The sequence below is a fragment of the Paracidovorax wautersii genome (assembly GCF_900113035.1).
In the GTDB taxonomy this organism is placed as follows: Bacteria; Pseudomonadota; Gammaproteobacteria; order Burkholderiales; family Burkholderiaceae_C; genus Paracidovorax; species Paracidovorax wautersii.
The window spans coordinates 1-14,327 of the sequence record NZ_FONX01000030.1; the positions used below are offsets into that span (position 1 = coordinate 1).

Sequence of the window (14,327 nt, forward strand, 5' to 3'; positions counted from 1 at the left end):
GCAGAGCAACCCGGTCTTGCTGGCGAACGTCGTGGAAGCCGGGCTGCGCGAGCAGGCCGAGAAAGCCGCTGAAAAGGCCGCCGCCGAGCGCGGCGATGATGAGGATGCGAGCGGCGAGCGAAGTGAAGTTGCTCTGCCCGTGGTCGCTCCCGCGCCGGGCAGCAGCATCGTCTCACTCGCCACCGGCACAGTGGCCGATGCCATCGGCACCGGCATCACCAGCGAGGGCATCGCAGCCATGAAGGAGGCTGCGAACCGCGAGCACCAGATCGCCACGGTGAAGGCCAAATGGATTCAGGCCAAGACCACCGAGATTGCCGAGACGGTGAAGGCCATGACGCCCTTCTACGAAGAGCAGGCCGCCGCTGCGTTAGCGCACACCGAGGACGTGCGCACCTACGTCGCCAAGCTGCTCCAAGGCATCGAGTCACTTGACCTCTACGTCGGCAAGGATGTCGAGGTGCAGTCCGTTCGTGAGGGCGAAGCCGCTCCGAAGGATGTGCCCCTGACCTTCGTCCAAAAGAAGCTGCTGATGGACGAAGAGCTTGCTGTGTGGACTGATCTCGATGAGTGGTTCGACTTCGAGAAGGAGCACCTGTTCTTCGAGGCCCTGCGCAAGCACGACGGGCTCGTGAACCAGATTTTCCCGACCGAGCGCTGCGTGCTCGTGATGGCTGTGACCCGTCGCTACATCAACTATGGCGACAAGTGGGCCAACATGGCTCGCAACGACGAGAACCGCAAGGTGTTCTTGCTGGTTCGCAACGGCATGAACATCCATCGGGTGTTCTCACCCGTGGAAAGCCATCTGGGCACCGCCCGGCTGTTTCCGACCAAGGACGATCAGGAGCGCATCTTCCGGGGCTTTGATGGAAGCCAGATCAAGTTCGAGGATGTGGCCTACACCGACAAGCTGGAAAAGCACGAGCAGTTCGCGCTGCACTACAAGCGCTTCCTGCTGCTGGTCTGTGGCCTCGACCATCGCTTCAAGCTGTTCGGTGACTTCTACGAAGGCCCGCAGTCGATGCAGTTCGTCTCGATGGACTTTCAGGAGCGGTACTGCCGCTTCCTGTGCGACGACGACGAGAGCACGATGCTGCCGGGCGGAGATCGCCCCTCGGTTTCCAAGTGGATCGACGAGAAGAACGCCTACCTGCGTTCTGGCTCGCGAGTCCTGTGCAACTGGTACGAGGTGATGAATCCCGACACCGCGCCCGGCGCGTGCAAGGAAAACAGTGACCGCCACGGTCGCGGCTACGACCGTCGCTACACCCCGAAGGATCGCACCGGCATCGCCGTGGCCTACAAGGAAGGCGATGGCTTCTGCGTGGACGTGGAGGTATCTGGCTACTCCTACAGTTCTCACAGTGATCGCACCTTCAACTGCAAGGTCAACCTGTCGAGATTCGAGAACAGCCGGTGGGACTACACCGACCTGCCCTTCTTGTGCCTTGACGCGGTGGAGCCGGAGGACTTGCACTGGTACATCCATCATCGGGGCAGTCGCAGCAACCATCTCTCCTACATCCGCTTCTTCAAGCTGGCGTTGAAGTTCATCGAGCGCGAGCGCGCCGATGAGCAGGACACCCGCCAGCGCTTGGCCCAAGCACTGGCAGACGGCAACATCGCCGCCCCGTCCGAGCGCGAGTCGATCATCGGCCAAGCCGTGATCGCGTGGCGCGCTGCGAACCGTGGCAAGCCGCTGCCCCGGTTCGAGGGCGGTTCTGCGCCTGCCGCATGGAAGTCTCTGCTCGACCAGATGTACATGCTGGCCGGTGAAGGAAAGCGCCGCATCTCCGAAGTCGAGGACTTCGTGCGGGAGATCGGCCTGACGCCGCTTCGTCTGGTGTTGTCCGGTGGCGCGAAGCTGGTGGTGTACGCCGCCCCGCGCCCGGAAGAATGCGATGACCGCCTTGAGCGGCACGCATGGGTGCATAGCATTACTGTCGAACGCGGCAAGTCGAAGTACAGCGAGAAGAGCCGCCGCTGGGCCTCGCTGCCCCAGCAAGCGGCTTCGGAAACCACGCTGCACCAGTGGGAGGGTGCTGACGACTGGGCCAGCCGTGCCTCGGCGTTCCCGTCCTATGAACGCAAGGCCGAGGTCATGGCCGAGGCGGGCTTGTTCGCCGCGCTGCTCAAGCCGTTCACGACGACGATGAGCGAGGGCGAGCATGAGGGGCAGTTCGAGGACTGGCGCAGAGTCCGCTGCGCAATCCTCGGCAACTCCAAGTACGTGCAGAACCCGTCCATCGCCATTCCCTTCGGCGTGGTGTACTACCCGCGCTCGAAGGAACTGCGCTACCTGTGCGTGGGTGTCCACAATGCGCACGCTCTGCTGGCGAGGTTGGCCCCCAGCGATGAGGCAAAGGAGCGGGTACGCGCCGCTTTCATCAAGCCGTTCGCGAACAAGGGCCGCGCCAGCAGCCGTTTCGACGAGGAGCTGTCGAAAGAGGCGTGGAGCTTGATCGGAACAACCCTTGCGCTGGCCGACAACCGACGTGGCGTCTACGTCCACAGCGGTATCGGTATAGGTGTGGAGGAAGTGCATGGCAAGAAGCACAGCCCGTTGCTGGCCGACTGGTTCGACAACTGGCGCGAAAGCAGCAAGGATCACGCTCGGGTCTGGGTTGCTGATGGCGCACTGGACGCCAACGGTCGCCTCTCGCTCGACGCCCTGCTGGGCATTGAACTGCCCGAGGGCTACGAGCCGGTGCGCGTGCGCGAGATCCAGCTGGCCGGCAGCGAGAGCCTGCCGAAGTACCACCACTGGCTTGACCTCTGCCCCGGAGCACAGGCACCGGGCGAGGATGGTTCGTTCTGGTCAGCCTCCCGCGACAACGAGATCAAGCAGCTTGTCGAGTCGGTGCAGCCAGAAGGGCACAGTGGCTATAGCTCGTCGCACCGTGTTTACCTGACCCGTCACGATGCTCGCGCAGCGATTGGCGAGTGGGTGAGCGCGCCGCATCGCGCCGTGCCCGCCACCGAGCTTCCCGACGCGCCCAAGCCACCCGAAGGCTACGAGCGGTGGTTTGTGGTGGAGGGGTGCTAATGCCCGCCAATATCCTGAACCTCCCACAGTACCGAGTGCTGCGGGTCGAAGAAGCCGCTCACGACTACCACGTCACCACCGAGCCGGTGGGCGTGACTGCTGCCTGCCCGCATTGTCAGTCCGACCGCCTGACCTCGTGGGGCACCCGTGAACAGGTGTTCAAGGACTTGCCCATGCACGGCAAGCGCGTGGGCATCTACATCGACACCAAGCGGCTTCGCTGCCAAGCCTGCGGAAAAACCTTCTCACAGGCCCTGCCGTTGCTCGCCGAGAACCGCATGATGACCGACCGGCTGGTGAAGTGGATCGGGCCATGAACCGGCTGGGGCGCGGCTACTCGTTCGAGGCGCTGCGGGCGAAAATTCTGTTCACCGAGGGCATCCATAGCCGAAAGCAGGCAAGACCCAAGTTCGAGAGAAAGCGCGTAGCAGAGCCTGCCGAGATTGGCAGAGCATTGCCCGACGACGCGATGGGCTATGGATTGCCCGTACTGGAAAAGGTGCGGGCAATGAAGCCTCCGAAGGAGACTGACCAACACAAGGGACTAGCGCCGCCCAAGAACTACGGCGCGGACATTTCAACACTCATCCGCATGATCGAGGCGGGTGAACTTTGATCCCGCTCCAACACGCTTTTACGAATAGCCGAATTCTCATGGCAGCATCTAAAATTAGCGATACTTTTATGGTGCATACGTGAAAAATGAATGCTTAGAGGCTGCGGCGATGCCCCATCCGGTCTCTGTCAAGGCTGCCACTGCAGCGGTACTTCCACTTGCTGAAGCGACTGACCTCAAACCGTCACATTACAAACGGCTGCGGTTCATCTTCAACCTGGGGCGGCCTGCTGAGATGCCGAAGGTCGAAGGACACGATGCGGTGTTGGTGACTGCGGGGCTAGTGGAAGTCCTCCCGCAGCCGGAGTCGCGATGGGGTCACCCGAGCATTCGCTTGGCGCTCACGCCGGCAGGCGATGCTCTTGTCCGCCGCCGGATCGAGGAGCGACGCGGCGCAGTTGCCGTACACCATGACCTCGCCTCACGCCTCGCCCATTGGCTCAGAGAGAAGAAGGGCAAGATGACGCTGGAGGATGGCACCTTCAACCGCGTGGGCGAGCCGTTCTATTTCGATGAGCGCACGGGCATCACGACGGTGCTGCCCACCACCGTGCGAGTAGATGTGTTCGCCGCCGCATACACGCCCACGGCCAGACTTGCGAAGTTGGAAACCTTCGAGGTGAAACGTTCTGTCAGCGACTTCCGCAGTGAGTTGAGGAATCCGGCCAAGAGCCAAGCGTCCATGGCGCTCGCGGAGGCGTCGTGGTTCGTGACGCCAGCCGCGCTGATCGATCCTGCGGAGGTGCCCGCTGGATTCGGCCTGCTTGAAGAGGTGGCTCCGGGCCGGTTCATGGCGGTGAAGCGTCCCAAGCGCAAGGCGCAATTCATTCCGGCCCCTGATACTCTCATGACCCTGATTTATCGTCGCCCCGTTTTCCCTGATGCCGCTCTTTACTGAACGGGCACAGGAAAAGAAAAGGCCCGCACGGGGCGGGCCAAATTCCCCTTGCGGGGAGGGAGGGTGCTGCCGAGGGAGGATGGCAGCGGCCGGATGGTACTCGGTTTACAAGAATTTTTTTGGAATAGGCGATAAAAATGATTGGGCATCCTGCGAAAGAGGCTCTCGTCGCACTGGGGAAGCAGTATCCGCAATTGGGACAAATTGTGGATGAAGTGGCGTTCGGAAAAATGGCTCGTTCTGGCTCATGGCCAGCTGAGTACCTGTTGCCAAAGCATGTCTGGATGGGGCTCTATAGCTATATGGAGAATGTGCCGCCAGAGGCCATCATGCATGATGCAGCTCTGCATAAGAACAAGGTGGAGGAGCTTCGGATTCTCGGGACCTGGGGCAAGACCCAGGGGATCTATAGGTTCGACCCGTCGCTCATGGAGGAACTGATCGCATCCCCTCTGGAGGGCGATCTTCCGGCAGCTTTGTTGCGCAAGCTACCTGAGTGGGCGATCTACATCGAGCTGAACCAGATTTCTTTCCTGGGTGACATGCGCTGTCGCGGTGCGTGGGTGATGAACGACTTCGCAATGGACAATAGTGAGAGCCAGCATGAGCTTTCACTACTGTTCGACATCGACTCTCCCGCTGGAAGGAAGCTTCCCGTCGTGGCCGCTGTCACGCTTCCGCTTGGAAGCTGGTCACTCGACGCTGTCATGGCGAAGTATCGGGCTGCTTCGCTGTCATTGATCGACGATCCGATTGCTCGTGGTATGGGCCTACAGATTGATGCTATTGAAGCGAATGCGACGGTGGATGATCTAGCGCGTGTCACCCGTGCCATCCTTTCGTTGACGCTCTTCATCGCCACCCAGAACGACATCCAGGGAAATTCTGGCGATCGGCCTACGCGTCCTGAGCCGCGCCGCACAAAGACCGGGACTCGGCTCTTTAGCCCCTCCAATCCCCAGGTCTGGGAGGTGGGTGTGCGGATGGGCGGTGAACTACGCCGTGCGAAGGAACTTCTCGCGACTCCGGACGGTGTACCTGGGGCTGGCGGGGCGCTGCGACCGCACCTCCGCAGGCCACACTGGCATTCCTACCGGGTGGGCCCGCGTAAGACCGAGGACGGAGAGACGATCTCGGCGGATCAGCGGGATCTGGTGGTGCATTTCATTCCGTCTCTTCAGGTGAACTTTGCGCCAGGGATGAGGCGAGAAGACCTTCCTGCGGTGGTTCACCGGGTGCGAACACCAAAAGATCAGGCGCACGACGATTCAGCGGCTCCGGGGAGATAGCCGTCGTGGAAGAGGCTCGGTTACTATCGCGCAACCATAGTTGCGATGAGGTCTCTGATGACTATCCCTGCCGCCACCACCGCCGTGGCTCTCCGTTTGGCCCTGGCCAGCCTCTTTCAAATCGATGTCGAGCAGGTGAGGGCCGCTATCGGACATCTGACCGTCGATGACGTCAGCCCAGCGCATGGCATCCGATCGTCCTTCGAGCCAGCGACGCGGACCACGACGCTTTACGCATCTTCCGTGTTGGAGGGGCAGGAACTGCGCGCAGCAACTGAGGAGTTGCTGCGTTGGCACGGAGCAGCTGCAGCGCCGGCTGGCTGGGCGTCAGATCTTGCTGACGAGGTAAAAGCGTGGGCCGATGCGCCTCATGGCTGCTTCGAGCGAGAGATCCATGATGCGGTGATGGGCGCCGGATTGGCGAACGATCCGGCGGCGGTGGTCGTGGCGCGGACTGCCTTCGAGGCTGTCCGGCGCGACGCCAATCAGGCGCCCTGGGGCGCTGTTCGCGTTTGGCGTGATCGCCTGCAACAATGTCTGGAGGATGCCTGCGAAGCGCTTCTGGGCACCGTTGTGCCGCTCGCGGGCCGAGACCAACTCGTGACAATGACGCGCGCTCTTGCGGGACTGCCGCATGAACCCATGATGGGCCGTATCTGGTGGTCGGCCGACACCTCCGAAGAAGCAGAAGCAATGCGGGTCGAATACTCGTCGAAGGGTGCCTCGGTGGAGCTTGGCGACGGTGACAGGCACATCTCCGTGTTCATCACGATGGACCGAGCGATCGCTTCTCATGTCCTGGGCTACCAGCCCGAGGAAGGGGAGTGGATGCTGGAAGGCGAGGATGTCGCACCGACGCGGTCTCAGGATGCCGCACCTGCAACTGTTCGCGACCACGCAGGTCTGGAACGGTAATGGCGGTCCGCGGCCCTATGCTGTAGGGATGCGAACTTCATCGTGATTTGGTGGTATTTTTGTGGTGGTGGTGCGATAATTATTCGCAGTACCTATCGCTAGGCTTTGCCACGTCACATCAAAAATGAAGCCAACTCTTCGAATAACCATCGTCCGCTTACTGCTGTTGATATTTTCGCTGCTGGCGCTGTCGCAGCAAGCGAGCGGCCAGATTGTCGTCACCCCTGGAAGTGTGGCTGGTTACAGGTACTTCCCTGGCGGCCATTCTGCGGGTGCCGCGCCTTACCTCTATAGAGAAGATGTAGGGGACCCGAAGCTCAATACGATGAGCACGCCGTTGCGATTGGGCGATGGGACTGTTGTAACGCTGGACGGTGGATGCACGGCGCCAGGAACAATTGCAAAGGATAGCTCTGGATTGCTGCTTTCCTGCCAGTCTGGGCGTTGGCGAAAGCAGGGCACCTGTGTCCCCTTCTCTGGCGATCTGAATTGGCTTCAAACCGGGGGCTGCTACAACGGCGAGAAGTTGGCCAATGCTCCCCAGGGGACGTCGGACTGGCTTTTCGTTGAGGTGCTGCGCCACTTTAACGATGGGAACTATTTCACAGTCCAGAGAGCTACTGCGATGACTGGTGCATCGGGGGTGGAGCCCGGACAGGTCTGGATTCGCTCGCAGCAGTCATCGGAATCGGGGCAGAGTTGGGGGCCTTGGAAGAAGCCGGGTGGTTGTCAGTATTTCTCCGGCGACTTGAATTGGTTAAATAAGGATGGTTGTTACAACGGGCGTGATTTGGGCAATGCGCCAACGAATGAGTGGATATTTGTTGAGGTTTTGCGTCATCCGAATTTAACCAATTATCACGTAATCCAGAGGGCTACCGTTATGTCTGGCCCTGATTCGGGGCGTGAGTGGATTCGTTCCGAGCAGTCTAATGATCCTGCCCAACGATGGGGGCCCTGGAGAAAGTCGGTTGGTTGTGTATACGCTTCAGGGTCTGACCTCAATGGTATTCAGGATGACGGTTGCTACAATGGGGATAGGTTGGGGAACGCGCCCACATCTGAGTGGCTATTTGTTGAGGTGATGCGCCACGTGAATTTGGGTGTCTATTACACCATTCAGCGTGCGACGAAGATGACGGGTGGGGATGCTGGCACCGTCTGGATTCGATCTCAGCAGTCCAATTGGGCTAATCAGGGATGGGGAGAGTGGAAGAAGCAAGGCGGAGATTTCAATGCCAATGCTGAGTACGGTGTCACTCAGCAAGGACGAGGTGAGAGTTATCTGAATATTGGCTCCCACAAGGCCTGCTTCCTTTCCAGGTTCTATGTGGCTGGGGGGGAGGAATCATCCGATAAGTGGTGTGCTGTTTACCCGGAGAACAACTATTGGGTTCTCATGGCCACCCTGGGTTGGGATACGCCGGCGGTTTATAAAACTGTTTGCTATGCGCGTTGCATAGATCAGTAATTAATGGAGCCACCTTCGGGTGGCTTTTTTTTGGGTTGACGCATTCAATATTGTTGTTTTAGAAAATAATTGGAAATTATCGGGCGGTTTTGTGGTAAAATGCCCGCTCTATTGTTGTGATCAAATTTATGCCGTCCTCTACTACTGCAGAAATTCTGCGCAATGTCATTGCCGAGTCGATTAATCTGGATGTCGATGAGCTGCGCCGGCGCGTCGGGCATATTGTTTTGACAACCAGTGACGACGGGAAATACCAAGAGTTGCTGCGGCGGGCCTATCATCCTAGCACCGTGATGGCTTTGTATGAGCCCGGAGATGTGAGCCGAGATGCATCGACAATCTTTCTTGTAGATCGCATCCCTGCGGGTATCGAGAAGCAAGTGGTGCTTCGTGAGATTGCGCAAAAGCATGCCTGGAACGTGAAGCCCGGTGACTGGAGTTTGCTTGTCAGGGGGGTGAAGGCATGGGATACCTGGGGTGGTATTGAGGGGCGTATCTTCAGAGCTGTCTCGCAGCGTATCGAGAGAACATTGGGCCTGCCTGGCAGAGATAAGGCGCTCGTTGTGTTCGCCTTGCAGGAGGCGGTGGATAAAAAGATCGAGCCTGATCTAAAAGGAATAGGCGTGAGCGGCTGGCTCCAGGCGGTCTTTGATACGTTGCGTGAATCGATGATTTATCTGACAGGAAATGATCTAGCAGGTCATGGTCCTGAAGACTTTGTGCGTCTTCTGCAATTCGGGACGCCGTTCAAACGGCAGATTGATGCGTTGGAGGCCGCGGAACGCTTGCAACGCGAAGAGCAGCAGCGCATTTCCGCCCGGGCTCGGCGCATGGAAGCACTTGATGCGAAGTTCGCTGCGGCTGGTGAGGCTGCACCTGGTGCTGGGCGTGAGGCGGTACTGCTGGAACGCATCGCCGAATTGACGGAGAATTTGAGGAATGCCAAATTTGCTATCAAATCCATGGCTTCGCAAGGGCATGACGACCGCTGGTATGCAAGCTGTTATCTCAATGATGACGTGACATCATTGGTCACGGACGTCGAGGTAGTAAAAACAATGCGATCGGCTCTGTGGGATATCAAGGAGCTTGTCGTTGAAGATCTGGTGATATCTGTATGGGGGCTGGGCGATGTCGAGTCCTTGGCTTACTTGGGTCTCGAAACGGGCGTAGGCACTGCCGGCGAGCGGGCTGCACTCAAATCTATCCTGGCAAGTGTTCAGCGTGCTGCGGACGCACGTGAGCGGCTTGATAAAAAAGTTGTGCTTGATGTGATCGCGGCGAGTGCTCCGCTCTTGCTCGATGCGACTGTGCGTGCTGTGGCGCGTGACGAAGCACCTGGCCCTGGCATGTGAGCTTTGTCGGTGTGTGGTTTGAGGCCCCACGCGCTCCGCGCGTTGGGCCTCTTGCTTTGCACAGTTGTAAGCCGTTTTCCTTATGGTCAGGCGTGTACGGTCACACTCAAATTTCCATTGTTGTGACTTCAAGGGTTAACTATGTCCGCATCCTCTATGACCACGCCCGACCGCCTGCGCCAGGTGATCGCTGAGACTATCCAGATCGATGCGCAGGGCCTGCAGGCCGCTATACCCGCATGTCTTGCACTATGCCAGCATGCCGAATGCACATTCAGGCGCTCATCGTGATGTTGCGGATGCGCGCAAATTGCTGGCTGAGCACTTGCATGCCAAAGTGTCTGAGCAGTACGAGCCCGTAAAGGCGCAGGATGAAACGCCCAGTCCTGGCATGTGAAATTCGAACTCTGAGGTCCCCATTGGTAGCGAGGATGGGGCATTTCCGTTCATGCTGATATTTCTCTTTGCGCAGTTCCAGATATCTTTAATATAGGTATCCTGACCGATACCGTCATCATATGCTGCATGCATAAAAAGTAGTGTCGTCATGTCGCCGGTCAACCGAATCGCCGAGCCCGCTGCAGAAGCGCCTGCTCCCCTGCGCGTGGACAAGCCCATGTGCTGGGCCATCAACAAGGAAACCCGGCGTATCGTGCATGTGTCCGATCTGGACCGCGCCCATACCGGCCTGAAATGTGGCTGCATATGCCCCGCATGCGAGTCTGACCTGCAGGCCGTGAACGCTGGCCGCGATGGGGCGTACTTCCGCCAGGCCAATTCGCGAGGGCAGTTTTTCCGGCACCAGTCGGGGCAGCAGCGGGACCAATGCCTGCTGCTGGTCGCGCACCTGACGGCCCTACAGTTGCTCTACGATCGAGAGGAGATCGACGTCCCGCCGCCGCGTCGGCGTGCGTCGATCCATGGTGTCTCCGGGCAGATCTATGAGTCCGAGGTCTTCGGCACGCGGACGCGGTTGCTGGTGCGCGCGCGCGAGTGGGTGGACAGCCAGGCGGCACGGCTGACCCTCGATGACGGCAGGGTCATTCTCCTCAAACTGGAGAGCGCTTTCGCGGTTGACGAGGCCGGCGTCTACAGCGGTGTCATCACGGTCCAAACTAACGACCCGGCGATCGCGTCTTGGTCCCGGGAGGAGATCTTAGCCAAGGCCGTGCTGGACGATGGGCTGCTGTGTTGGCAGCGCCATTGGGACGACCAAGCTCTGGAGGCCCAGGCGATGCACCAGGCGGAACAAGCCGCGGTGCAGGCGTTGGACCATCTGCCTGGTAGTGGCCAGGAGTTCAAAAGACTCACGGTGCCGCAGCAGTCGGAGTCGGTACTGCACGCCACGATCAAGCGCATCTTGGAGGAAGCCGGCGGCATGAAGGTGCCCCCTTACATGTTCGAGGAGGTGGTCCAGCTACCCGATGGCAAGACGTGGCGCGAGCCCTATGGCTTTCCGTTTGGGTTTCTGCGCATGGTCGATGTTCGTCTGGAGCAGGTGATGGGCCGTATCGTGCCGGACGTGCTGTGCCGGGCCTGCACGCCCGAGGATGACTTCCCCTTAATGATCGAGGTGGTGGTCACCCATCCGGTGACGCAGGAGAAATTGCAGGTCATCCAGGCCCAGGGCGTCGCATGCCTGCAAATCGACGTCTCGCACTTCCACAGGAGCGGGCGAATGACCCTCGACGGCCTCAAATGGGAGGTGCTGGAGAACCCCGGCAGCAAGCGCTGGCTGTTTCATCCGGGCTTGGCGGAGCGGCGGGTGGACGCCAAGTGGCGCTGCGAGGTCGTGCTGCAGAAGATGCTCGCAGAAGTGCAGAGAGGGCGCGCGCTGCTAGATCGTGTGTGGGACACCCCACCGAAGCAGCTCCCCGCGCTCCTCTTGCAGCTGGTCCTGGAGAACGAGCGTTGCCTGCGTTCAGGGCTCCCCTCGCTCATTGACTTCCAGACCATTCTCGCGGCGCTAAAGGCTAACGGTTGGGATGCCAACGACGCACCGTTGCTGCAGCCAAGCGGTGTGCTCAGCGCCCTGGCCGCAGTGAAAGATGATGCCAAGCGGGATACCCGCCGAGTCCTCGATGTGCTGCGCTCCCTCTCAGAAACCCCTCGCGTGCGTGTGCACACGGGCCTGATCCTGATCGCCGTGAAGGTCTATGGGGTGGTGTTCAGTCCCCTGGAGCGCACGGAGTATCTGCGCATCCGTAAGGCGGTTCGGGACTCGCTTCAGGCGGGGGAGCTGCAGTTTGGTCGCCCTACCCGTCACGACAACCTCATAGGATGGATCTTCCCAGAGCTTGCGCCGGCGCTCGGGCACCACTATGGCACGGCCGAGTACGCTCGCCAGCGGCACGACGCCATCCGCAAGGCTGCAGAGGAGCACCGACGCCGCGAGATGGCGGAGTTCAAGCGCAGGGCTGATGCGCTCGACCACGCCCGACAGGTGCTGGCCGTGGATGCCGCTATAGCAGGCAGCCGGGAGAAGTGGCAGCCTCCCCTGGCAATCTGCAGAGACTTCGAGCAGGCGTTGCAGTCAGCCGAGGTGAGGGGCGTCCTCCGCCGCATGCGGGAGTCCAAGATCGACTTCAAGGAAGCGCTGGCGACTGCGTTCCTGGCCAGGGACGCTGGAGTACCGGTGGCATCATGGATTCGTGAGCGAATGCCGGCCGACCTCGAACAGATTCGCGAACTGAAGATCCTGTTGCGCTCTGCCTGGCTCATCCTCTGAAAGGAGCCTCAGGAAAAGCCCGCAGTGCGCCAGGTGGGGCTTGTAAAATCGGGGGTTCATTGTTGCGAACCTGAGGATCTTCTATGCCTGCTTCCATGGCCATGAGTACCACCGATTGCCTGCGCCAAGTGATCGCAAACACCCTGCAGATCGACGCTGCAGGCTTGCAAGCTACCATCGGTCACCTAGTGGTGGCCACCAGCGCCGAGCACCCTGCAGCCCCTGCCGACGCGCGCTCCGTGCATGATGCGGCCGCCGGCATTACCGTTCTGCTGGCCGACCGCATTCCTGCGGGCCAGGAGGCCCAGGCATTGGCCGCGGAGATCGAGTTGAACCATGGCCGTCAGGCCGTGCATGCCGTCCTGGGCGAATTGGCTGACGAGTTGCTCGGCTCCGATAGCAATCGAAAACTGGCTGAATCCGCTGACGAATCGATGCAGGATGTGATCGATGACGTTCTGGAGCGCGGAGAAAAGTACGGCTTCCAACCGGATGAAGACATGGTTCGCGAAGCGGTCGAGGAGTCTGCCAACTTGCTCAATATCGAGTTGACAGAAGAGCAAATCAGGGAAGCTTGTGAGCGTGTCATGCGCCCTCGGGAGCGGCAAGAAGCCGTGGAAGATCGCAATGCGAACCGCATGTCCCCGGCCTGGAGCGATGAGCACCGTGAGGCGGCGAATCGTGAGGGTTGGGACATTTGGGACACAAGCGGTTCTGAATGTGGACCTTGGCAAATCCAACGTTTTGATGAGGCCCATGAGAATCCTGGAGCCCAGCTCGACAGCGATGATGATGCCTTGCGCATAGTTGTGAGTGGCTCTGCACCTCACCATGAGGCTGCAAGGCAGTTCATCAAGGCGCACAGCACGCAAGAGTGGGAGGTGCTCGAACGAATCATTCAAAAGATGGGGAAGGTGCAGGATGATGCAAAGGAAGCGGTCAAAAGGCAGCTGAAGGAAGCAATGAGGTGCGCTACTGAAAGCGGCCTATTTGATGACATGGCGAATGACGTTCATCCAGACACCATTAATCATTTCTGTGATGCCGTAGACGACCTTGAAATCCGAAAGGAACAGGGAAATGTGGAATCTGCAAAGGTGAAGCCGGTTCTTCAAGAAGCAGATTCGAATCCCTTTGTGACCAGCAGAACAGTGCATTTCGCAGAAGTGAGTTACTGGTGGGAAGATGGCAAGGTACACGATGATGATTATAAAATCAAAGTGAACGCCGCCTTGAATAAGGCGGCTGAAGCTGCCGCAAAGAAGCACGATGTCATGAGAGACATCGGCTATTGCTGCCAGTGGGAAGGGCTGCAATTTGTAGGTGAGACGTTGACTCAGGTTGTTGCCGCGGCCAATGATGTGTCCAAGGCGCTGGCACGGTTCAAAGGCGTAAAGCCATTGCCATTCAACGTGCCAGAGATGGGCGCCAGCAGGGATGATTCACCGAGTCCCAGCATGTGAGTGCAGAACCAGGAAGCCCCGTGAACTTCGGTTCCGGGGCTTTTTTCTTTGGTGCGCCGTTTCCCAATATTCCTCGATGTTGAGGCGGCATGTGGCCTGGCGGCAAGGTCAGGGCTGCACGTAGGCCGCTATGAAAGCGTGGCGGCCTTGGACAGTAGAGCAGCATGTCTCTTGACCTCCGAATCCCATCGGTCAAGACTGCCTTTCGGTTGCCGCCAGTTCGAATGAAACTCCCGCGCTAATGAGTCTTCGGCAATGGCGACTGCAGGGCGCGCAAGCCACTTATCGAAAGTCTGCTCAAGCCCATCAAGCTGCATCGCGGCACTCACGTATTGGGCCATCATGGTCTCTGCATCGGGAGAGACGGCACGACTAGAGTGCATATCGTTCACGGATTCACCGAGGGCTTTCCAGTCAACGCTGATGATGTGCCTCATTGGCGGGTACATGAAAACGGACAGGTAAAGCGCCTCGGCGGACTGCTGGTACCGGGCGTTCGCATAATGGCAAATTGCGTTTACCAGCTCGATGCCCGCGTCGGTG

General features: G+C 59.4%; 11 protein-coding genes. 10 read left to right on the plus strand and 1 reads right to left on the minus strand.

Features of this window, described 5'->3' with window-relative positions; all coding sequences use genetic code 11:
* Positions 1 to 16: 16 nt before the first annotated feature.
* The 10 genes from BM070_RS23215 to BM070_RS24575 all read left to right on the plus strand — a co-directional run bounded on the left by BM070_RS23215 (position 17) and on the right by BM070_RS24575 (position 13,784).
* Positions 17 to 3,049, plus strand: a complete 3,033-nt coding sequence (locus tag BM070_RS23215) for a hypothetical protein (RefSeq protein ID WP_139222943.1) — start codon at positions 17 to 19, stop codon at positions 3,047 to 3,049.
* Complete coding sequence (locus tag BM070_RS25030; protein WP_217648968.1) at positions 3,049 to 3,366, plus strand: transposase family protein; 318 nt, start codon at positions 3,049 to 3,051, stop codon at positions 3,364 to 3,366. Before BM070_RS23215 ends, BM070_RS25030 begins: the two co-directional genes overlap by 1 nt.
* On the plus strand, positions 3,363 to 3,665 hold the full coding sequence (locus BM070_RS25035) for a hypothetical protein (protein ID WP_217648969.1): 303 nt from the start codon (positions 3,363 to 3,365) through the stop codon (positions 3,663 to 3,665). Before BM070_RS25030 ends, BM070_RS25035 begins: the two co-directional genes overlap by 4 nt.
* A 109-nt stretch (positions 3,666 to 3,774) precedes the next feature.
* Entirely contained in the window at positions 3,775 to 4,563 is a 789-nt protein-coding gene (locus tag BM070_RS23225) for a hypothetical protein (RefSeq protein WP_139222944.1), read from the plus strand.
* A 137-nt stretch (positions 4,564 to 4,700) separates the two neighbouring features.
* Positions 4,701 to 5,852 (plus strand): AcrVA2 family anti-CRISPR protein, encoded by a 1,152-nt coding sequence (locus tag BM070_RS23230; protein ID WP_139222945.1) that lies wholly within the window; start codon positions 4,701 to 4,703, stop codon positions 5,850 to 5,852.
* 57 nt (positions 5,853 to 5,909) lie between these two features.
* Positions 5,910 to 6,767, plus strand: coding sequence for a hypothetical protein (locus BM070_RS23235; RefSeq protein WP_139222946.1), 858 nt, complete (start codon positions 5,910 to 5,912; stop codon positions 6,765 to 6,767).
* A 124-nt stretch (positions 6,768 to 6,891) separates the two neighbouring features.
* Positions 6,892 to 8,238 carry a pyocin knob domain-containing protein gene (locus tag BM070_RS24565; protein ID WP_139222947.1) on the plus strand — a complete coding sequence of 449 codons (1,347 nt, stop codon included), beginning with the start codon at positions 6,892 to 6,894 and terminating at the stop codon, positions 8,236 to 8,238.
* 128 nt (positions 8,239 to 8,366) lie between these two features.
* Complete coding sequence (locus BM070_RS24570; protein WP_139222948.1) at positions 8,367 to 9,593, plus strand: hypothetical protein; 1,227 nt, start codon at positions 8,367 to 8,369, stop codon at positions 9,591 to 9,593.
* A 547-nt stretch (positions 9,594 to 10,140) separates the two neighbouring features.
* Positions 10,141 to 12,321: a hypothetical protein gene (locus tag BM070_RS23245; protein ID WP_092942559.1), complete on the plus strand. Its 2,181-nt coding sequence runs from the start codon at positions 10,141 to 10,143 to the stop codon at positions 12,319 to 12,321.
* 83 nt (positions 12,322 to 12,404) lie between these two features.
* Entirely contained in the window at positions 12,405 to 13,784 is a 1,380-nt protein-coding gene (locus BM070_RS24575; protein ID WP_175518589.1) for a hypothetical protein, read from the plus strand.
* 128 nt (positions 13,785 to 13,912) lie between these two features.
* Here the strand turns inward: BM070_RS24575 and BM070_RS24905 are convergent.
* Positions 13,913 to 14,327: hypothetical protein (locus BM070_RS24905; RefSeq protein WP_175518590.1), on the minus strand; the 415-nt coding region annotated here is incomplete at its 5' end.

Bases quoted from the DNA above. Each gene is read 5' to 3' on its own strand.
- BM070_RS25030 (WP_217648968.1), top strand. From the start codon at position 3,049: ATGCCCGCCAATATCCTGAACCTCCCACAGTACCGAGTGCTGCGGGTC.
- BM070_RS25035 (WP_217648969.1), top strand. From the start codon at position 3,363: ATGAACCGGCTGGGGCGCGGCTACTCGTTCGAGGCGCTGCGGGCGAAA.
- BM070_RS23225 (WP_139222944.1), top strand. From the start codon at position 3,775: ATGCCCCATCCGGTCTCTGTCAAGGCTGCCACTGCAGCGGTACTTCCA.
- BM070_RS23230 (WP_139222945.1), top strand. From the start codon at position 4,701: ATGATTGGGCATCCTGCGAAAGAGGCTCTCGTCGCACTGGGGAAGCAG.
- BM070_RS23235 (WP_139222946.1), top strand. From the start codon at position 5,910: ATGACTATCCCTGCCGCCACCACCGCCGTGGCTCTCCGTTTGGCCCTG.
- BM070_RS24565 (WP_139222947.1), top strand. From the start codon at position 6,892: ATGAAGCCAACTCTTCGAATAACCATCGTCCGCTTACTGCTGTTGATA.
- BM070_RS24570 (WP_139222948.1), top strand. From the start codon at position 8,367: ATGCCGTCCTCTACTACTGCAGAAATTCTGCGCAATGTCATTGCCGAG.
- BM070_RS23245 (WP_092942559.1), top strand. From the start codon at position 10,141: ATGTCGCCGGTCAACCGAATCGCCGAGCCCGCTGCAGAAGCGCCTGCT.
- BM070_RS24575 (WP_175518589.1), top strand. From the start codon at position 12,405: ATGCCTGCTTCCATGGCCATGAGTACCACCGATTGCCTGCGCCAAGTG.